A 20,843-nucleotide genomic window follows, 5' to 3' on the forward strand; every position below is an offset into this window, starting at 1 on the left:
AGGAGAGCGGATTTTTTTGTCTCATGAACTAGACGATAAGCGTGCCGATAGATTATTGCTTGCTGTAAAATCTTTTATTTTTCTAGAATTCTATGATTAAAGAATGGGTATATATCTAATCATGGGTATAAAGGATAGAAGTTGATCGTAACTGAAAGAGACATACCAAAAATTGAAAATGAAAAAATAACAAACATTCGTTCGTTAAATGTTCGATATTTTAATACTGCTATGCTAAAATATATGTACAAATTGGAAGGAAAGGACGGGGACATGCGTGCAAACATTTGATTTACAGGCGCCATATCAGCCTAATGGGGATCAGCCACAGGCGATTGCAGAATTAGTGGAGGGTGTACGTGAAGGGAAACGACATCAAACATTACTTGGTGCAACAGGGACGGGTAAAACGTTTACGATTTCTAACGTCATTCAGCAAATAAAAAAACCAACACTGATTATGGCCCACAATAAAACACTTGCGGGTCAATTATATAGTGAGTTCAAAGAGTTCTTCCCAAATAATGCGGTTGAATACTTTGTAAGTTATTATGACTACTTTCAGCCCGAAGCGTATGTTCCGCAAACCGATACGTATATCGAAAAGGATTCAAGCATTAATGATGAAATCGACAAGCTGCGTCACTCAGCTACTTCGGCACTTTTTGAACGCGATGATGTTATTATTATTGCCTCCGTATCCTGCATATACGGTTTAGGTTCTCCAGAAGAATATCGGGAATTGGTTGTCTCAATTCGCACAGGGATGGAAATTGAGCGCAATCAATTACTTCGAAAATTAGTCGACGTGCAATATGAACGCAATGATATTAGTTTTACTCGTGGGACGTTCCGTGTGCGAGGAGACGTTGTGGAAATTTTCCCAGCATCTCGTGATGAACATTGCGTACGTGTCGAATTTTTCGGAGATGAAATTGATCGAATTCGAGAGGTAGATGCTTTAACGGGAGAAATATTGGCAGATCGAGACCATGTAGCCATTTTCCCAGCATCCCACTTCGTTACGCGTGAAGAAAAAATGCTTAAAGCAATTGACAATATAGAACAAGAATTAGAGCAACGTCTTGAGCTATTGCGAGCAGAAGATAAGCTATTAGAGGCGCAGCGTTTAGAACAGCGTACACGCTATGATTTAGAAATGATGCGAGAAATGGGCTTTTGCTCAGGTATTGAAAACTACTCACGCCATTTAACATTACGTGAAGCTGGAGCAACACCCTATACGTTACTTGATTACTTCCCAGAGGACTTTTTACTTGTAGTTGATGAAAGCCATGTGACATTACCACAAGTACGGGGTATGTATAATGGGGATCAGGCGCGTAAAGGTGTTCTTGTAGAGCATGGTTTCCGTTTACCATCTGCACTAGACAATCGTCCATTACGTTTTGAGGAATTTGAGAAACATATTCATCAAGCAATTTATGTATCAGCAACACCTGGCCCATATGAAATTGAACATACTCCAGAAATGGTAGAACAAATTATACGTCCAACAGGATTATTAGATCCGTTAATTGATGTTCGTCCAATTGAAGGGCAAATTGATGATTTAATTGATGAAATACATGATCGTATTGCGCGCAATGAGCGTGTACTTGTTACAACATTGACGAAAAAAATGTCGGAAGATTTATCAGCTTATTTGAAGGAAATGGGCTTAAAAGTGGAATACTTACATTCAGAGATTAAGACACTAGAGCGTATCGAGATTATCCGCGAACTTCGTAAAGGTACATATGATGTACTTATCGGCATTAACTTATTGCGTGAAGGCTTAGATATTCCTGAAGTATCACTAGTAGCAATTTTAGATGCAGATAAGGAAGGCTTTTTACGTTCAGAGCGTTCTCTTATTCAAACAATTGGCCGTGCTGCACGTAATGCGAATGGTCATGTCATCATGTATGCGGACAATATGACTGATTCTATGAAAAAGGCTATTGAGGAAACAAAACGCCGCCGTACAATTCAAATGGCTTACAACGAAGAACATGGTATTACACCGAAAACAATTGTCAAAAAGATTCCAGATGTTATTCGTGCGACACAGGTGGCAGAGGAAGAGGAGTCTTATGTAACAAAAGCAACAAAAGGCAAAAAGTTAACGAAAGTAGAAAGAGAGAAATTACTTGCTACTCTTGAATTGGAGATGAAGGAAGCGGCAAAAGCACTTGATTTCGAACGTGCAGCAGAGCTTCGCGATACAATATTTGAATTGAAAGCAGAAGGGTGATTGGCTTGTGAAAAATACAGAAATTGTCGTGCAAGGTGCACGAGCACATAATTTAAAAAATATAAATGTCACAATTCCACGTGACCAATTAGTTGTGATAACAGGTTTATCTGGGTCTGGAAAGTCATCATTGGCGTTTGATACGATTTACGCTGAAGGACAACGTCGCTATGTCGAATCATTATCGGCATATGCTCGCCAATTTCTTGGCCAAATGGATAAACCCGATGTAGATGCAATAGAAGGGCTATCGCCTGCCATTTCAATCGATCAAAAAACGACGAGCCGAAACCCACGCTCAACAGTCGGAACAGTTACGGAAATTTATGATTATTTGCGTTTACTATTTGCTCGTATTGGCAAGCCGATTTGTCCAAATCACGGTATTGAGATTACGTCTCAAACGATTGAGCAAATGGTGGATCGTTTGCTCGTCTACCCAGAACGTACGAAAATGCAATTACTTGCACCAATGATTTCTGGGCGTAAAGGGACACATGTAAAAATACTTGAGGATTTGAAGAAGCAAGGCTTTGTTCGTGTACGAATTGATGGAGAATTACGCGATTTAGATGATGCAATTGATCTTGATAAAAATAAAAAGCATTCGATAGAAGTTGTAGTCGATCGTGTTGTTGTAAAAGAAGGAATTGCAGCTCGTCTTAGTGATTCATTAGAAACAGCACTTCGATTGGCGGAAGGGCGCGTACTTGTAGATGTAATGGAGCATGAAGAATTATTATTTAGCGAACATCATGCTTGCCCATTATGTGGATTTTCAATTGGGGAATTAGAGCCTCGTATGTTTTCATTTAACAGTCCTTTTGGAGCGTGCACAAGCTGTGACGGTTTAGGCACGACACAAGAGGTTGATCTGGATCTTATCGTGCCAGATTGGGATCGCTCATTACTAGAGCATGCTATTGCACCGTGGGAGCCTACAAGCTCACAATATTATCCACAGCTATTAAAAGCTGTATGTGACCATTACGATATTCCAATGGATGTACCTGTCAAAGATATACCTAAAGAAAAGATGGATAAGGTTTTATTTGGCTCAGGTAAAGATAAAATTCACTTCCATTATGAAAATGAGTTTGGCAATGTGCGAGATCAAATGATTGAATTTGAAGGTGTTGTTCGTAACGTAGAGCGTCGTTTTAAGGAGACAACTTCGGATTATGTACGAGAACAAATGGAAAAATATATGGCACAACAAGCTTGTCCATCATGCAAAGGCTACCGCTTAAAACCCGAAACATTAGCAGTGAAAATTGCCGATCAGCATATCGGACAAGTAACAGAGTATTCGATTCAGGATGCCGATACGTTTTTCAAAGAGCTCGATTTATCTGAAAAGGATATGCAAATTGCAAAACTAGTTTTGCGTGAAATTGAAGAACGACTCGGGTTCTTAGTGAATGTAGGGTTAGACTATTTAACATTAAATCGTGCTGCGGGGACACTTTCAGGCGGGGAGGCTCAGCGTATTCGCCTAGCAACGCAAATCGGTTCTCGCTTAACGGGTGTGCTTTATATTTTAGATGAGCCATCAATAGGGCTACACCAGCGTGATAATGACCGTCTTATTAGTACGTTACAAAATATGCGTGATATTGGAAATACGCTAATTGTAGTTGAACATGATGAAGATACAATGCTCGCAGCGGATTATCTTATTGATGTTGGACCAGGGGCTGGTGTACATGGGGGACAAATTGTTGCCTCAGGTACACCACAGGAAGTAATGGATAACCCTAAGTCGTTAACAGGGCAATATTTAAGTGGCAAGAAATTTATTCCTCTCCCAATCGAGCGTCGTAAACCAGATGGTCGTAAACTATCTATTTTAGGAGCAAAGGAAAATAACCTTCAAAACGTTAAAGTAGATGTACCATTAGGTCTATTTGTAGCAGTGACAGGTGTTTCTGGCTCAGGGAAATCTACGCTAATTAATGAAATTTTATATAAATCTTTAGCACAAAAGCTTAATCGTTCAAAGGTGAAGCCAGGTGCTCATAAAGAAGTCACAGGGTTAGAGGAATTGGAAAAAGTCATTGATATTGACCAATCACCAATCGGAAGAACGCCACGCTCAAATCCTGCAACGTATACAGGTGTATTTGATGATATTCGAGATGTTTTCGCAACAACAAATGAGGCAAAAGTACGCGGCTATAAAAAAGGGCGTTTTAGCTTTAACGTTAAAGGTGGTCGTTGTGAAGCATGTCGTGGCGACGGAATCATTAAAATTGAAATGCATTTCCTGCCAGATGTTTATGTGCCATGTGAAGTTTGTCATGGAAAACGCTACAACCGAGAAACACTAGAAGTGAAATATAAAGATAAAAGTATTGCGGATATTTTAGATATGACAATTGAAAATGCGGTAGTGTTCTTTGAAAATATTCCTAAAATCCAACGTAAATTACAAACGATTGTTGATGTAGGGTTAGGGTATATGAAATTAGGACAACCTGCTACGACTCTCTCTGGTGGTGAAGCACAGCGTGTGAAATTGGCTTCAGAATTACATCGCCGTTCAACAGGTAAGTCATTTTACATTTTAGACGAGCCGACAACGGGTTTACATGCGGATGATATTGCACGCTTATTGCTTGTGTTGCAACGACTTGTTGAAAATGGTGACTCTGTACTTGTTATAGAGCATAATTTAGATGTTATTAAAACAGCGGATTACATTATTGACTTGGGGCCAGAGGGTGGCGACAAGGGTGGTACCATTGTTGCAACAGGAACGCCAGAGGAAGTAGTGGAAGTAGCTGGCTCTTATACAGGGAAATATTTAAAACCGATATTAACACGTGATCGAATGCGTATGGAAGCTGCTTTAGCAGAGGCATCTAAATAAATTTTCAATCAGTAAATAGGGGAATTTTATTATAAAAATCTGCTCTTTTTCCGAGTGAAGGACTTAACACCTAGCAGACTCTTTAGCTTTTGGAGCAGCTCGCAAAAGGTTTGTCCTCACTTAGGAAATCTTGCAGATTTTATTGCACATATCAAAAATATACCTAATAGCGGCAATGTAATATTTCATAATTTGTGCTAGTCAATGCTTTTTCATTTTTTCAGTGAAACTTTTCACATAGGGATACGTATAAATAGATATAACAATCTGTGGGAGGCTATATGATTATGCAAAATGAACGTCAACGAATTTTAGAACTTGTGGAAAAAGGAACAATTTCAGCGCAAGAGGCGATTACATTATTAGAAGCATTAGAGCAACCTAGCAAGTCCACTCAAAGTAGTAATAGCGATGTGTCGAATATGGGTCAGCAATCCTCAACAGAGAAAGAGTCTATCTTTAAAGATCCAGAGTTTAAAGAAGAAGAAAAGAAAAAAGATGCAGACTTCACAAAATATTTCCAAGATGAAATGCATGATTTTCGTAAGGATTTATCGCAAATCGGTTCCATCTTTATGGATATGATGAATACGGCGGTTAAAAAAGTAAAAGAATTCGATGTTTCTTCGCCATTTGGTGATAAATTTGAATTTACACATACAGAAGAACTAGCGGCAGAGAATGTAGAAAATGTCATTGTTGAATTACCGAATGGCAATTTTTCATTAGAAACGTGTGAAGGTGATAACTTCCAAATTATTTGTAAAGTAAAGGCACCACTTCTTAATGATAACGAAGAAGAAACACGTAATCATTTTTTAGAGCAATTTGTTGTGAAAAATGAGGAAGGTACACTTCGTATTTTAAGTCAGCTAAAGCTCGTGCAGGTCAATGTACAATTGCTTGTGCCAAAGGAAAAGTTAGATAAATTGTCGGTCCGTTTAATGAACGGTAGTGTTGCTCTGCAAGATATTGAGCTGGATCAGTTAAAACTTAAAACACTTAATGGAGCAATTAAAGGCTCTAAGCTAGTATTTACAAAGGCAGAAGTAGATTCATCGAATGGCTCAATTGAACTTACAGATGTACGAGGTAAAGATTTAGAAGCTGAAACATTAAATGGACGTGTTTATTTAGATGGTGCATTAGATGAAGTAGAAGCGAAATCTATAAATGGACATGTTGTTGTCACAACATGCTCTAGTAATTCATCAAAAATTAAAGCACATACAGTTGCTGGAGCCGTTGAAATTTATGTACCACGGACAATGTCTTTAAGCGGAAAAATTGTAACAAACTTCGGTAAAGTGGATGTAGGTATTCAAGATACGTCGAAAATTGAAACGCAAGATCAATTTTTAACTAAAGTAGTTCGTTTTGATAAAGAAGTGGAAAATGCAAATCGCTTATTTATCGAAGGAGAGTCGAAAACAGGAGCAGTATTAATTCGTTATACAACGACTGACGAACAACAAATGTAAAATAATATAGGGCATTCAAGCTAAGCAACTTGCTTGAATGCTCTTTTTTACATGCATTTTTATTGATATAAAACAGGAATCGACTAGTACTTTCCTTCGATTCCTGTTTTAATTTGTTGTCATTTGGTGTATTTTAAAAAAATATTCCAAATGACATTAAATAATTAGAATATAATGCCAACGAATGAAATAAAACTGTAATAAAAAAACATAGATTGAGTGATATAATAGAAAAAGAATACATCTTACATATAAGAGGTTTAGGTGGTTTTAAAAAAATGATAGAAATGAAAAATGTGACAAAGAAGTATCCGAATGGTGTAGTTGCGACAAATGGCATTTCGGTTAATATAAAACAAGGTGAATTCGTTTATGTTGTTGGTCCAAGTGGTGCAGGTAAATCGACATTTATCAAATTAATGTACCGTGAGGAAAAAGCAACTTCAGGTGAAATTACTGTTAATGGTATTAATTTAGGTGATTTAAAAAACAAAAAAGTGCCTTTCTTGCGCCGTCAACTAGGTGTTGTTTTCCAAGATTTCAAATTACTTCCAAGATTGAATGTCTATGAAAATGTAGCATTTGCACTTGAGGTAATTGAAGAGGAACCTGTTGAAATTCGTCGTCGAGTTATGGAAGTTTTAGATCTTGTCGGATTAAAGCATAAGGCAAGAATGTTCCCAAATGAACTTTCTGGCGGGGAACAGCAACGTGTTTCTATTGCACGTTCTATTGTAAATGTACCAAAGGTAGTAATCGCAGATGAACCAACAGGGAATCTGGACCCAGAGACATCATGGGAGATTATGAATTTATTTGAAGAAATTAATGCACGGGGAACGACAATTGTAATGGCAACCCACAACCGCGAAATTGTGAATACCATTCGTCGTCGAGTTATAGCGATTGAAGGCGGTATGATTGTCCGTGATGAGCACGGAGGTGACTACGGCTATGAAGCTTAATACAGTAAAACGACATTTTCGAGAGAGCATAAAATCACTTGGGCGTAATAGCTGGATGACAATTGCTTCTGTCAGCGCGGTTACAGTGACTTTGATATTAGTAGGTGTATTCTCGCTAATTATGATGAACTTGAATAAAGTAGCATCAGATTTAGAGAACGACGTTGAAATAAAAGTATTAATTGATGAAACAGCAGATGAAGCTGCTGAAAAAGCATTACTAGCAAAAATAGAAAAATTGCCTGATGTTGCGGAATTTAAGTATTCCACGAAAGAAGACGAATTGACAAAGCTAGTGAAAGATTTTGGGGATGACTTTAAGCTTTTTGAGCAAAGTAACCCGTTACGAAATGTTATTTATGTGAAGGCAACAGATCCACAGCAAACTGCCACGGTTGCAAAGACAATTAATAAGTATGAATATACATACGACGTGAAGTACGGTGAAGGTAAGGTAGAAAAACTTTTCAACTTCTTAAATATTAGTCGTAATGTAGGTCTTGTGCTGATTTTAGGTTTATTATTCACAGCTATTTTCTTAATCTCTAATACGATTCGTATTACGATTATCGCACGTCGCGATGAAATCGAAATTATGAAACTAGTAGGTGCAACAAATTCGTTTGTCCGAATTCCATTCCTTTTAGAAGGTATGTGGCTGGGGATTTTAGGTTCTATTATCCCAATTGCGGTTATCGCAACACTTTATCACAATGTATATAGAATTATTGCACCTCGTTTACAAGGTGAGCTTGTTCAACTTCTTGACTTCTCACCACTTGTCTATCAAGTAAGCGGTCTATTACTGCTTATTGGTGTGCTTATTGGTATTTGGGGAAGCTTCATGTCTGTACGTAAATTTTTAAAAGTTTAACTTGCTTCAGAAAAGACTTTAAGTGGGGGATACATTGCATTCTGTATGGATTTACCTCCACTTGAATCCAGAGAAAGATATGGTATGTCAGACATGTAGCGCAATAAAAATGCCGTTTATAACGGCGTACATAGTCAACAAAATGGAATTAAATAAACGAAGGGGAGTTCAATAAATGAAAAGTAAGGCAAAAAACACGATTAAAGCATTTGCAGCAACAACGGCACTACTTCTTATTATCCAAACTCCAACAGCGTATGCAACTAGTTTAACGGATTTAAAAGAAGAGAAAAAACAAGTAGAAACAAAGAAAAATCAATTAAATTCTTCTATTAGCAATAAAGAAAATGCTATTAGTGCAAATGAAGAAAAACAACAAAAATTACTAGACCAAATTCAAGCGTTAAACGCAGAAATTGAAACTACAAATAGTAGTATTAAAAGTGTATTGGCAGAAATTCAATCTACAAATGCAGAGATAAAAGAATTAGAAGGTACAATTGAAGAGCTTCTTCGCAAAATTGAAGAGCGTGATTTACTATTACAAGATCGTGCACGCGCAATTCAAGCTGGTGGCTCAGTTAGCTATTTAGATGTGCTACTAGGTTCTAATAGCTTCGTAGATTTTATCGACCGCTTCTCCGCTGTAAATGCATTGCTTGAAGCAGATCGTCAAATTATTCGCGATCAAAAACAGGACAAGCAAACATTAGAAGAGCAAAAGCAAGTACTAGAAAGCAAACGTCAAAAGCTAGAAGAGCAGAAAGCAAAGCTAGAACGACTAAAAGCATCATTAGATGGACAGAAAAAAGAGAAAAACACATTAGTTGAGCAGTTAGAAAAAGAACAAGCAAAACTAAAGTCAGAAAAAGTATTACTTGAAAAAGAATATTCAGAGGCACTTGAAATTAGTGCTGAATTACAGCAACAAATCATTTCAGAGCAAAACCGTTTAGCGGAAGTAGCTCGTCAACAAGAGGCAAAACGTAAAGCAGCTGCCGCAGCCGCTGCAGCTGCTGGGAACTCAGGCTCTGGTGGTTCTACGGTAAATGCTCCAGCTTCGGATGGAACATGGATAAAACCAACAAATGGCCGTTTAACATCACCATATGGCTGGCGTAATCTTGGTGCTGGTCCTGAATTCCACTATGGAGTTGACCTTGCCAATAAAACAGGTACGCCAATTTGGGCAGCTGCTGACGGTGTCGTATCTTACGCCGCACCACTTAGCTCTTACGGAAATGTCGTTATTTTAACACACTCTATTGATGGAAAAATTTATACAACTGTATATGCACATCTAAGTGCATTTAATGTGAGTGTTGGTGACGAAGTAAGCCAAGGGCAGCAAATTGCAGCAATGGGCAGTACAGGTCGTTCAACAGGACCACACTTACACTTTGAAGTGCACATCGGCTCTTGGCAAGGACAAGCAGTTGGTAGTGTGAATCCACTCAAATATATTCCATTGTAAATATTTAAATTAAGAGAGCCGTCTCATTGTGAGGCGGCTCTTTTTATCTGTAAGGACAACAGAATAATATAATTTCCTTCAGTGGATAGCACGCATTCGAAAGAAATAAATATTATGATATACGATATGGGGTATTTACAAGTGAAGTGCTCAAAAAATGAGTATTTTTAGAAAAGTTTTCGAACACAGTATGAAATGGAAGTTTTCATAAATGCATCTATGCTATGCTAAAATTATCTATATTGGTGGAGGATTTATTAGGGTGATTAATACTGAGTGGTTTTCTATTCGCGCATTAACGTTACCAGCAACGGCAGTCGCATTAATAGCTTCATTTATCATCGTCTGGCTTGTTTTACGAATACAATTCCCCAAAATATGGTCAGGGGTATACGGCGATGCAATTTTTACTTTTATACTTGTTTGGAAATTTAGTCTCATTATTACGGATTTTCCATCTGTCGTTTCACAACCATTAGCACTTCTTTATTTTAATGGTGGAACGCTCGGCGTCTTATTAGGAACAGTCGCCATACTATTGCAATTGTGGTGGAAGCGACAACAACTTCAATTCGATAATGAAGGCGTAACTGCAAGTAGTTGGGCAATTATTTTGACACAATCCATTTATCAATGGTTCGTGGTATTATTGAATGACAATTCTATCCAAAGCGAACTCGTCACTTTGTTAGTGCTAAGCACACTAACAATCTTCATACTATGGAAAGTAACGGAACCTACTCTAGCGTTATTAGTGTATACAGCTGGGTATGTAATCGTTGCAGCTTTACAGCCAAATGGCTTTTGGCAACCAGCTGTTGGAGTAAGCTTCCTATTACTTATGCTAGGTATAGGAATGCAACGAATGGGAGGAAAAGAATGAAAAAAAATATTGGGTTACTTGTTGTCGTGTTGTTAATAGCTGCGATGATTGGTACATATGTTAGACAGCAAATCGATAAAGAACGCGAAATTGAAACGGCTTCACTTGGTAAAGAGGTAGAGGAACGGACAATAGGGTTGAAAAAAGGAGATACACCGCCAGATTTCACGTTAACTAATTTAGATGGTGAGAAAGTGACGTTAAGTGAGCTCCGCGGAAAAAAAGTAGTATTGAATTTTTGGGCAACATGGTGTCCGCCATGTAAAGCCGAAATGCCTCATATGCAAAAATATTACGAACAATATGCAACAGAGGACAATGTTGAAATTTTAGCTGTCAATCTAACATCAGCAGAGCGAGACGTAACAGCTGATGCAAAAATTGATTCAGTCATGACATTTAGAGATAGCTTTGAACTTACATTCCCAATCTTACTTGATCCAGAAAATGCTGCTGGTTCAGATTATCAGGTCATTACAATTCCAACAACGTATTTCATTGATTCAACAGGGGCTATTCAGCAAGCAATTGAAGGTCCTATGAATGTCGAAATGTTAAAAAATACTGTTGAAGCATTAGATTAACTAGAACTATCTTAAAATCCCCAGTGCCCATGGAAGGCAAAGGGGATTTTTTAGTGCCAGTCACTCAAACGATTCTGAATTTTCCCAGTACTCCTCTAAGTAAAAATCTACGATGACTCCCGCGAGAACGCAAGTGTCAGGCACCCAAACAATTCTGAAAAAAGAAGGGCAAGCGCTTATTTAGAAAACAAAACATTATTTTGTATGTTTGAAAATAAAAATTCATACAGTAAAGAGACAGAGGAGGGAAGGTTTGCGCAAAATTACGGCAGGAGTCGGGGTACTTGTCAGCAGTTTATTGATAGGTAGTGGAGTTTACTTTGACTGGTTTGATTTTGTTGGAGCTGAGAAAAAAGTGCAAGTGGCAGAGGTTGATTCGATTAACGAAGCTTTACAACTAATCGAAAAGAAATCTGTATATAGCACGAAAAAAGAAGAACTAGTAGAAGGCGCTTTGCGCGGTATGGCAGATGCAATAAAGGACCCGTATAGTACCTATTACACGAAGGAAGAGGCTGAGCAACATCGACAAATGCTAGCAGAAGAAAGAGTTGGCATTGGTATTGAACTGACAGAAAACAATGGCAAGTTTATTATTGTATCACCTGTTCGTTCGTCACCAGCAGAAAAGGCTGGAATGCGCTCTCTCGATGAAATTGTACAAGTTGATGGTGTAAAAGTAGATGGGAAAACAATGAGTGAACTCATGCATTTGATTCAAGGGGAGAAAGGGACAAAAATTACGATTGTTGTTTATCGTCCAAGCGAGGATAAGCATATTAAAATGACGATGGAACGTGCTGCAATCTCCAATAAAACAGTATCGAGTGAAGTAGTGAAGATTGAAGATACTTCAATTGGATATATAGAAATCTCGTTATTTGGTGAGAAGACAGCTAATGAGTGGGTAGCAGAAACAAGTAAGCTGCTACGCAAAGATGTAGAAGGGCTCGTTGTTGACGTTCGAGATAATCCTGGAGGCTATTTACATAGCGTCGCAGCGCTACTGAGTACAATTTTAGAAAATGGTAAAGTATTTGCCTATATGCAAAATGCAGAAGGTGCTATGGAGCCGTTAAAAACTGAATCGAAAGGCTTTGATGAAAAATATTTAGCTAAGATGAATAAAATTCCGATTGTCATTATTCAAAATGGTGGTAGTGCTTCTGCTAGTGAAGTACTGAGCGGAGCATTAAAAGGCTGGAATCGTGCTTCACTTATCGGCGTTAAAAGCTTTGGTAAGGGAACAGTACAAGAATCTTGGTCTCTTGCTAATGGAGGAGAACTAAAACTATCGACAAATAAGTGGCTCACGCCAAAACGTGAATGGATTCACGGGAAGGGTATAGAGGCTAGTTTAGTTATTGAACAAAATGAATTATTTGCATTCCAATTGCATCCATTAACAGGACAATTCAAAGTAGGCAATATGAGTGAGGAAATTGCGTATACACAAAAAGCCTTGCAAAAGCTTGGTTATCAGATTGACCGATTAGATGGCTATTTAGATGAGACAACTCAAGAGGCAGTAAAGCTTTATCGCAAGCAAAAAGAATTACCAGCAGCAGAAGATGATATATATGTAGACTCCACTTTCTTCAATAGTTTAAATGGAACGCTAAAGGCATACAAAGAAGATCGTCAAAATGACTTGCAATTCCAAATGGCTACAAGCTTCTTGTTGCACAATATTGAGCAGTAGATGCAATAGTTATTATAAATCTAGTAAAAATGATGGGAATTGCAAAGCTTTCTACCAGTTACTACTACGCAAGACAGTGGTCGTTTGATACAATGAATGCATAGTATTCATGACAGAAACGGCGGGTGTTCGTATGGTTAGTAACATATTAATAGAAATTGTAACAGCGATTGGCCGCTTTTTACTTAATCCAGTAGTTTATATTGCGATAGTAGTTGCTATTTTATTAGGGTATAGACGTGTAAAGCAAGAGCGAAGATTTTTTAACAGACGTATCATTTGGGGTTGGACAGAGCTGTTAGAACAATGGAAGCGTGGATGGCCTTATGCATTAGTCATTTCACTAATTAGTCTAGGTGTCGGGCTGACTGTTCCTCCAGCATTTTTATTGAGTCTAATGGCTATATCTTTTCTAGGTTTGTTGCTATTTTTCATCAATGTATTATCACCAATTTACACAATGGCAATGGCGACTCTAGCATTATGGGCAATGTTTCAATACAATTGGACGTTCTCCTGGTGGAAACTTTCGTTGGAAGGCGTGAATTTATTAGAAGGAGCTATTGTTACAATTACAATCATAACAGGGCTATGCGTTATCGTAGAAGGCATGTTAATTCGTCGTACTGCTAAACAAGTGGTAACTCCTGGTATTGAAAATACGAAGCGTGGGATGCAGGCTATCGTGTATCGTACACGGAATGTCTGGTTATTACCTATATTCTTTATTATTCCAGGTAATATCATTCCATCATCATTGCCATATTGGCCGCAGTTTACGTTGGGAGATAATCACTTTGCTTTCGTATTATTCCCTGTAGTTATCGGATTTTCTAAGCTGTTAAGGAAAGAATTACCGATTGTGCAGTTGCCGAAAATAGGGCGCTCCGTCTTATTGTTAGGTCAGCTGATTTTAATAGGTGGACTTGCTTCATTTTTGGCACCAACTATTGGCTATATAACATTAGCAGTAGGGGTATTAATTCGAATACTGATTTCAATTTATTATGCATTGCAAGATAAAACGGAATCATATGCAGTTGCACCAAGTACAAAGGGAGCGATAATTGCTGCTGTGCTTCCTGATTCACCAGCAGAAAAAATGGGCTTGCTTGCAGGGGAATGTATTCGTAAAGTAAACGGACACACGATTACTACAGAAGTTGAACTATATGAAGCTTTACAATTGAATGCTGCACATTGTCGTTTAGAGGTGCTTGATCGTAATAACGAAATTCGCCTGACACAGCATGTCATTTACAGCAATGACCATTATCGAATAGGGTTATTGTTGGCGGAGCCGAGAGAACTATGATAGATCTATATGGGAAAATAATGTTAGCATTATTTTTCCCAGCATTACTCGTGTTATTGTTTACTCGAATTACGTATAACCGTTATGTGGCACTAAGTTTAGCAATAGCACTTATTGCGGCTTCAGTATATGCAGGTTATACTTCTCCACCTATTATTTTTGTCATTGATGCATTTTCGTTAACTGTTGGCTTTTGGTTGGCGAGCAAAATGCAAAAAAAATAAGGAAGGCTGTCATAAAAAGTCTTCTTAACTCCTGTGAAAAATAAAAATCCGCGTCGCATTTGCGTGCACTGTGCAAGACGAGATCATCTTTATAGCGATGATTTCGTCTTATACCTCGTGCTAATTCGCAAGCGTCTAAGCGGATTTTTTTATAGGGAAAAGTCAACCTAATTGATTACATAAAAAATCTAACAGCAGCCATGATGATAACGCCTGCCACAACTGTAATAGATAGACTTTTTGTAACTAATGCAATAAGTAGAGTAGGCACAAAGGTTAAAAAGACAGGCCAATCTAGTGTCACGAAACTTTTGCTTTCAGTATCTAATAAGTTTTCTATAACAAGGGCGCTGAGAATGCAAACTGGAATAAAGCTAAGCCATTTTAGCACAACATCTGGCAGTGTTACACTGCGTACAAACATAAATGGAATAACACGGGGTAACCATGTAACTAATGCGCAACCGATAATAAGCCATACCATCGAAGCTGTTGTCGTCATTTATCTGTCACCACCCCAATCGTCGCCACAATTACAGTTGCAAGTAGTACTGCTAAATGTGAAGGAACGAGATAAGATAAGCCGTACATAATGATAACCATATAGCCAATCAATTTTAGGTAATGCATAATTTTATTTTTTCCAACGCTACTAAGCTGTAGTACGAGTAAAGCTACAAACATGGCGATTAATGCAAAGTCCAAGCCCCACTTTTCGGGGTTTGCCACCCATTGCCCTAAAAAAGCACCTGCAACGCAAGATAAAATCCAAAAAGAATACGCTGTTATATTCAGTCCATCCATCCATTTGCCATGTAATTTACCATTTTGCATTTGTTTGGTTACGGCTACTCCAAATGTTTCGTCTGTTAATAATGTCCCGAATCCAACATTTCGTAGCATAGAATAGCGCGTAAAATGAGGTGCCAATGTTAAACTCATTAATAAATGACGTAGATTTACGACAAAAATGGTTACAATGATAGCAGAGGCAGGACTACTCGTTAGCAAAAGTGCACAAAAAATAAATTGAGCAGAGCCAGCGTAAACGAGTATTGTCAGTAATGCAATTTCAACTACAGATAGTCCAGAAGCGGAACCTACAACCCCGAATGCCAGTCCTATACTAATGTAACCGAGTAGAGTAGGTACACAATCTTTAAATCCTTGTAAAAAGCTATCTTCTGTAGTGGTTGTTGAATCATTATGAAGATCTGTTGTGCTTGTCATAAATAGGTCATCCTTTCGGAAAAATTTCCATGTATACTTATAGTGGAATAGTTTGATAATTCACACATGTTTATTAAAGTATACATATGTCTGATAAAATAAACAATAGGAAATGGTGAGTCAGATGGAACAAATGAGTCGAAATTTAGCATTCCAATTAAAAAAAATACGACAGCAACGTAGTTTAAGCTTAGATGATGTAGCAAAAGCAACAGGCGTTAGTAAAGCACAGCTTGCCCAAATTGAGAAAGGTGAAGCGAATCCAACTGTTTCAACAATTTGGAAAATTGCTGCAGGTCTTCGTATATCATTTTCATCCCTTTTACAACCACCGATAGCCCATTTTATGAAGTTTAGCAGTAAAAATGCGCCACATGTCGATGAGGATGACGGGCGTTATCGTGTCTACTCCATTATTCCTTATGATCCTGAACGAGGTTGGGAATTTTATAAAGTAGAAATGGAGCCAGGTGCCAGAAGTAGGAGTGAAGCCCATACAGAAGGGGTAGAAGAAACTGTAACTGTTATTCATGGACAAGCAATTATTTCTGCTGGCGTAATGCACGAAACTTTAACTGAAGGAGAAACTTTGGTATTTTCTGGACATCAAGCACACGAATATCAAAATGCTTCAGAAGAACTTACGATTTTACATGTAATCTTGCAATATAAATAGAGGTGGCAAAAGTGAATGAATGGTTTACTGTAGAAAATATCGAGCATGTTGCGGCACAATACCGAACGTTGGGACCCATAATAGGTGTGATATTACCTTTCTTAGAGGCTTTTTTTCCTTTTTTACCGCTAGTTGTGTTCGTTGTCGCAAATGCAAGTGCGTTTGGATTATGGATAGGTTTTTTATTATCATGGTTAGGTTCAGTAGCAGGTTCATATGCAGTATTTTTGCTTGTCCGACATTTCGGAAAGCATCCGAAGCTGCGTTTTGTAACGCGGGGGAAAAAGGTACAAAAGCTTATTAAATGGGTTGATATGAACGGAATTAGCCCGTTGTTTGTTTTACTGTGCTTCCCATTTACACCGTCAGTGCTTGTCAATATAGTTGCGGGTCTCTCGCATATTCATAAAAAATATTATTTAACAGTGCTACTAGCAGGAAAATTCGTAATGATTTTAGGGATGAGTGTTCTTGGCTATGATTTAAAATCGTTGTTAACAAGTCCAATTCGACTGATTAGTGCTGGTGTAGCCATTGTATTGTTATGGTGGATTGGCAAGCTTATAGAGAAGCGTTTGAATGCGCGAGTGGAAAAAGATTTGAAACGTGCGCGAAAAATGACGAAAAATGAATAATCTTCTAGGCTGAATCTGCACATGCAGTCCCTTGTATCATGTAAAATGGTAGGAGGGTCTTTTTTATTTCAGTAGTTTGGTATTGGAGAATTATGGTGAAACGATTACAATAGATTTCTTATAATAGATTTGAATTTTTTACGAATAGGGGGAAGAGTGAATGACATTACGAATTGTATCAGGACGTGCAGGTACTGGAAAATCAGCGTTTATTCATAGAGAGATTGTCGAGCAAGTATCTACAGATCCATTAGGTCACCCTATTTTTATCATTGTTCCTGACCAAATGTCTTATTCTACTGAATATGAGCTTACTAATAGACATGGCTTACACGGACTAATACGTGCACAAGTGATGACGTTTAAACGTTTAGCTTGGCTTGTACTACAAGAAACGGGTGGGATTGCCCGCCAAGAAGTTAATGGCTATGGCTATCGAATGCTTATTCGAAAATTACTAGAGGAGCAAAAAAGCGATTTCTCTCTATTTCGACAAGCTGCTGGTAAACGAGGCTTTACAGAAGAAATCGAAACATTATTACGTGAATTTAGCCGTTATAGTGTGAACAGTTCAGTATTAGCAGAAGTGACAGCTTCCTTAAAGGCTGTCGATGCACCGAATACATTACAGGCAAAAACAAATGATTTACAAATTGTTTTACAAGCATTAGAAGAACGACTTGGCACGACTTATGTCGACAGTGAGGGATACTATCCGATTTTAACAGAGCAGTTAAAATTTTCGGAGACGATGAAGCAGGCGACAATTTATATAGATGGTTTTACCGCATTTACTGTTAGAGAGCTAGAGCTTGTAAAAGAACTGCTAAAAGTATCAAAGCAGGTTACCGTTGTACTGCCGTTCGACCATATCGAAGAAGTTTACGATGAGCAAGCGCTTTTCAATGAAGCGGCGATGACAAACCAACGTCTGCAAGATATAGCACAGGAAAATGGCATCGAGATAGATGGACCAATACATTTTTTCAATACACACCGATTTCAGTCTGAAGATTTACGTCATGTAGAAGCAACATTTGAGAAAATGGTGCCACAAACAAAAAAATCAACAGGTGATGTGAAGGTTTTTGAAGCATCGAATCGACGGGCTGAGATTCATGCCATTGCCCGGGAAATAACGAAGCTGACAAGGCAGGAGGGCTATCGTTATCAAGATATAGTATTGCTCTATAGACAAGCAGATGTATATGATCCGCTCATATCAACAATTTTCCAACAGTATGACATTCCTATTTTTGTGAACTCGAAAAAAACGATGCTTCATCATCCTTTAATTGAGTTTAGTCGTTCTGCTTTGGAAGTTATAACATCTAATTGGAAATATGAACCGCTTTTTAGAAGTGTGAAAACAGATTTATTTTTCCCGTTGCATGCAGAGCAAAGTGTTTGGCGTGAGCGTGCAGATCGTCTAGAAAATTACTGTTTAGCACAAGGGATTTACGGAGAACGATGGTTTGAAGAGACTAGATGGTTTTACAAAAAATATAGAGGGCTCGAATTTCATTCCCGTGTTCAAACGGATGAAGAGCGTGCGATGCAGACAGAAATCGAGGCAATTCGCGATGTCATCCGTGCACCGTTAAAAGTATTACAGGACAAGCTTATGCATGCAACAACTGGTAGAGATGTCGCAACTGCGTTATATGAGCTAGTCGAGGAAGTGCAAGTATATGACAAGCTACAACTTATGAAAGATCGTGAAATTGATAGGGGAGAAGCATTAGCGGCAAGTGAGCATGATCAAGCGTGGAAAGAATGGGTGGCAGTACTTGATCAGTTTGTTTACATGTTTGGGGAGCAGGAAATGTCTGTGGAAGAAGCGGCAAAAATTTTAGATGAAGGATTCGATTCATTAGAATTTTCCCGTATTCCGCCTACTTTAGATGAAGTCATGGTGGCAACAGTCGATTTAGCCCGTTTATCGCATATTAAAGTTGCCTTTGTTCTAGGAATGAACGATGGCGTTTACCCTACGCGTATGGATTATGAAGGATTACTATCTGATACAGAACGTGATTGGTTTATGCACATCGGCTATGAATTAGCACCAACATCGAAAAATAGATTATTGCAGGAAAACTTCTTACTATATCGTGCAATAACAACACCGTCAGAAAAGCTATATATGACCTATTCGACGGCAGATGAAGAGGGAAAAGCGCTCCTCTCTTCGTTATACATTAAGAGGATTATTGGAAACGATAAAACGGAAGGACTTTTAAGCGGGGTAAATGTTGAGCGTGTTGTCATTGATCCAATTGAATTGCTCGATAATAATGTATTGCCTTATTTACGACATCCTCGTACAGCATTAGCACATTTAACGCTGCAATTACGGCAAGCAGAGCATACTCGTGAGCTTGCACCAGAATGGGTAGCTTTACAAAAATATTATGAACAAGATCCATATTGGGCGTTAATTTTACATCGACTAATGCATCCAATTACACATAAAAATGAGGCAGAACCTTTAGAAGGTTACATTACACAAGAGTTATATGGTCGTAAGCTGACATCTAGTGTGTCACGTATTGAAAAATACTTCCGTTGTCCATTCTCCCATTTCACAACGTATGGGCTGCGGTTGGAAGAACGGGCAGAATATCGCTTAGAAACATTTGCAATGGGTGATTTATTCCATGAGGCGTTGAAATGGATTACTGAAGAGACGCATCGTTTACAGCTATCGTGGATTCGTTTAACGAAGCAGCAAATTCAACAGCTTGCGCGACAGGCAGTTGAGCAAATAGTGCCTGTTTTCTCCCATCAAATTTTACTATCGAGTGCACGCTATCGTTATATCCAGCGCAAGCTTATCCGTATTGTAGAGCGCACAATGATGGCACTGACACAGCACGCAAATGTTTCCCACTTTAAACCAATTGCCATTGAGGCATCGTTTGGACCAGGGCAACACGAACAGCTTCCGCCATTGGAAATTGATTTACACGGTGGCAAAAAAATGTTTATGCGTGGTCGTATTGACCGTGTAGATAGTGCATCTATTGATGATCGCTCTTATTTACGTATCGTCGATTATAAATCATCTGCTCGTGATTTAGACTTGAATGAGGTCTATCATGGCCTATCGCTACAGGTGCTCACTTATTTAGATGTAGCGATGGAAAACGCATCCTATTGGCTACCTGGTGATGCAGAGCCTGCGGGTGTGTTGTATGTCCATGTCCATAATCCGATGTTAAAACTTGATAAAGACTTGAGTGATAGTGAAATTGAAGAAGATCGTTTAAAGCAATTTAAGATGAAGGGGCTTTTAACAGAAAATCCAGAAGCAATTTTATCGATGGACGAGCAACTTGAGGAAGCAAGTGGGCACTCTCAAATCATTCCTGTCTATATGAAAAAAGATGGTACACCATCAGAATCACAATCGCGTATTGTGCCTGTTAATGATATGAAAAACTTACAACATTTCGTCCGCCGTAAGCATCAAGAAGCGGGGAATGGTATTTTAGCAGGGGACACAGCGATTAGCCCGTATAAACTAAAATCCAAAACAGCCTGTGATTATTGTCAATTTGCATCAGTGTGCCAATTTGACCCATCCGATGGTAAACAAAGCTATCGTCAGCTACCGCAAGTAAAACCAGTAGAGGTTGTCGAAAAAATTCGGGAGGAGATGAAATAAT

Annotated in this window: 16 protein-coding genes; 14 read left to right on the forward strand and 2 right to left on the reverse strand. The window is 38.4% G+C overall.

The window, feature by feature from the left end:
* The first annotated feature begins 277 nt into the window (after nt 1-277).
* From uvrB to FH508_RS03410, 11 genes are all read left to right on the forward strand, one after another.
* The gene (uvrB, locus tag FH508_RS03360) at nt 278-2,257 is read left to right on the forward strand and encodes an excinuclease ABC subunit UvrB (RefSeq protein ID WP_173478111.1); all 1,980 of its coding nucleotides are present in this window, start codon (nt 278-280) and stop codon (nt 2,255-2,257) included.
* Nucleotides 2,258-2,264: 7 nt separating this feature from the next.
* Nucleotides 2,265-5,129 carry an excinuclease ABC subunit UvrA gene (gene uvrA, locus FH508_RS03365; RefSeq protein WP_173478110.1) on the forward strand — a complete coding sequence of 955 codons (2,865 nt, stop codon included), beginning with the start codon at nt 2,265-2,267 and terminating at the stop codon, nt 5,127-5,129.
* A 287-nt stretch (nt 5,130-5,416) separates the two neighbouring features.
* A complete protein-coding gene (locus tag FH508_RS03370; protein WP_173478109.1) occupies nt 5,417-6,610 on the forward strand; it encodes a DUF4097 family beta strand repeat-containing protein in 1,194 nt (397 codons plus the stop codon).
* 278 nt (nt 6,611-6,888) lie between these two features.
* Nucleotides 6,889-7,575, forward strand: a complete 687-nt coding sequence (ftsE, locus tag FH508_RS03375; protein WP_173478108.1) for a cell division ATP-binding protein FtsE — start codon at nt 6,889-6,891, stop codon at nt 7,573-7,575.
* A complete protein-coding gene (gene ftsX, locus FH508_RS03380; RefSeq protein ID WP_173478107.1) occupies nt 7,565-8,449 on the forward strand; it encodes a permease-like cell division protein FtsX in 885 nt (294 codons plus the stop codon). The genes ftsE and ftsX overlap by 11 nt, the downstream gene beginning before the upstream one ends.
* A 175-nt stretch (nt 8,450-8,624) precedes the next feature.
* Entirely contained in the window at nt 8,625-9,923 is a 1,299-nt protein-coding gene (locus tag FH508_RS03385) for a murein hydrolase activator EnvC family protein (protein WP_173478106.1), read from the forward strand.
* 262 nt (nt 9,924-10,185) lie between these two features.
* Complete coding sequence (locus tag FH508_RS03390; protein WP_173478105.1) at nt 10,186-10,806, forward strand: hypothetical protein; 621 nt, start codon at nt 10,186-10,188, stop codon at nt 10,804-10,806.
* Nucleotides 10,803-11,390, forward strand: coding sequence for a peroxiredoxin family protein (locus FH508_RS03395; RefSeq protein WP_173478104.1), 588 nt, complete (start codon nt 10,803-10,805; stop codon nt 11,388-11,390). Before FH508_RS03390 ends, FH508_RS03395 begins: the two co-directional genes overlap by 4 nt.
* A 253-nt stretch (nt 11,391-11,643) precedes the next feature.
* Nucleotides 11,644-13,092 (forward strand): S41 family peptidase, encoded by a 1,449-nt coding sequence (locus tag FH508_RS03400; protein WP_173478103.1) that lies wholly within the window; start codon nt 11,644-11,646, stop codon nt 13,090-13,092.
* A gap of 133 nt (nt 13,093-13,225) precedes the next feature.
* The gene (locus tag FH508_RS03405; protein WP_173478138.1) at nt 13,226-14,407 is read left to right on the forward strand and encodes a PDZ domain-containing protein; all 1,182 of its coding nucleotides are present in this window, start codon (nt 13,226-13,228) and stop codon (nt 14,405-14,407) included.
* On the forward strand, nt 14,407-14,631 hold the full coding sequence (locus FH508_RS03410) for a CsbA family protein (RefSeq protein WP_173478137.1): 225 nt from the start codon (nt 14,407-14,409) through the stop codon (nt 14,629-14,631). Before FH508_RS03405 ends, FH508_RS03410 begins: the two co-directional genes overlap by 1 nt.
* Before the next feature lie 175 nt (nt 14,632-14,806).
* On the opposite strand, the gene FH508_RS03415 is transcribed toward FH508_RS03410, so the two are convergent.
* Together FH508_RS03415 and FH508_RS03420 are read right to left on the reverse strand one after the other, a co-directional pair.
* Nucleotides 14,807-15,133: an AzlD domain-containing protein gene (locus FH508_RS03415; RefSeq protein WP_173478102.1), complete on the reverse strand. Its 327-nt coding sequence runs from the start codon at nt 15,131-15,133 to the stop codon at nt 14,807-14,809.
* On the reverse strand, nt 15,130-15,861 hold the full coding sequence (locus FH508_RS03420; protein ID WP_173478101.1) for an AzlC family ABC transporter permease: 732 nt from the start codon (nt 15,859-15,861) through the stop codon (nt 15,130-15,132). Before FH508_RS03420 ends, FH508_RS03415 begins: the two co-directional genes overlap by 4 nt.
* 124 nt (nt 15,862-15,985) lie before the next feature.
* On the opposite strand from FH508_RS03420, the gene FH508_RS03425 reads away from it, so the two are divergent.
* From FH508_RS03425 to addB, 3 genes are all read left to right on the forward strand, one after another.
* Nucleotides 15,986-16,537, forward strand: coding sequence for a helix-turn-helix domain-containing protein (locus FH508_RS03425; protein WP_173478100.1), 552 nt, complete (start codon nt 15,986-15,988; stop codon nt 16,535-16,537).
* A gap of 11 nt (nt 16,538-16,548) precedes the next feature.
* Nucleotides 16,549-17,172 carry a TVP38/TMEM64 family protein gene (locus FH508_RS03430; RefSeq protein WP_173478099.1) on the forward strand — a complete coding sequence of 208 codons (624 nt, stop codon included), beginning with the start codon at nt 16,549-16,551 and terminating at the stop codon, nt 17,170-17,172.
* Nucleotides 17,173-17,332: 160 nt separating this feature from the next.
* Entirely contained in the window at nt 17,333-20,842 is a 3,510-nt protein-coding gene (gene addB, locus FH508_RS03435) for a helicase-exonuclease AddAB subunit AddB (RefSeq protein ID WP_173478098.1), read from the forward strand.
* The last annotated feature ends 1 nt before the right edge of the window (nt 20,843 follow it).

The organism is Lysinibacillus sp. CD3-6, from assembly GCF_006351725.2.
Classification (GTDB): domain Bacteria; phylum Bacillota; class Bacilli; order Bacillales_A; family Planococcaceae; genus Lysinibacillus.

What these genes read in the sequence shown, in the direction of transcription:
- FH508_RS03370 (WP_173478109.1), top strand. Translation starts at nt 5,417, where the DNA reads ATGCAAAATGAACGTCAACGAATTTTAGAACTTGTGGAAAAAGGAACA.
- ftsE (WP_173478108.1), top strand. Translation starts at nt 6,889, where the DNA reads ATGATAGAAATGAAAAATGTGACAAAGAAGTATCCGAATGGTGTAGTT.
- ftsX (WP_173478107.1), top strand. Translation starts at nt 7,565, where the DNA reads ATGAAGCTTAATACAGTAAAACGACATTTTCGAGAGAGCATAAAATCA.
- FH508_RS03385 (WP_173478106.1), top strand. Translation starts at nt 8,625, where the DNA reads ATGAAAAGTAAGGCAAAAAACACGATTAAAGCATTTGCAGCAACAACG.
- FH508_RS03395 (WP_173478104.1), top strand. Translation starts at nt 10,803, where the DNA reads ATGAAAAAAAATATTGGGTTACTTGTTGTCGTGTTGTTAATAGCTGCG.
- FH508_RS03405 (WP_173478138.1), top strand. Translation starts at nt 13,226, where the DNA reads ATGGTTAGTAACATATTAATAGAAATTGTAACAGCGATTGGCCGCTTT.
- FH508_RS03415 (WP_173478102.1), bottom strand. Translation starts at nt 15,133, where the DNA reads ATGACGACAACAGCTTCGATGGTATGGCTTATTATCGGTTGCGCATTA.
- FH508_RS03420 (WP_173478101.1), bottom strand. Translation starts at nt 15,861, where the DNA reads ATGACAAGCACAACAGATCTTCATAATGATTCAACAACCACTACAGAA.
- FH508_RS03425 (WP_173478100.1), top strand. Translation starts at nt 15,986, where the DNA reads ATGGAACAAATGAGTCGAAATTTAGCATTCCAATTAAAAAAAATACGA.
- addB (WP_173478098.1), top strand. Translation starts at nt 17,333, where the DNA reads ATGACATTACGAATTGTATCAGGACGTGCAGGTACTGGAAAATCAGCG.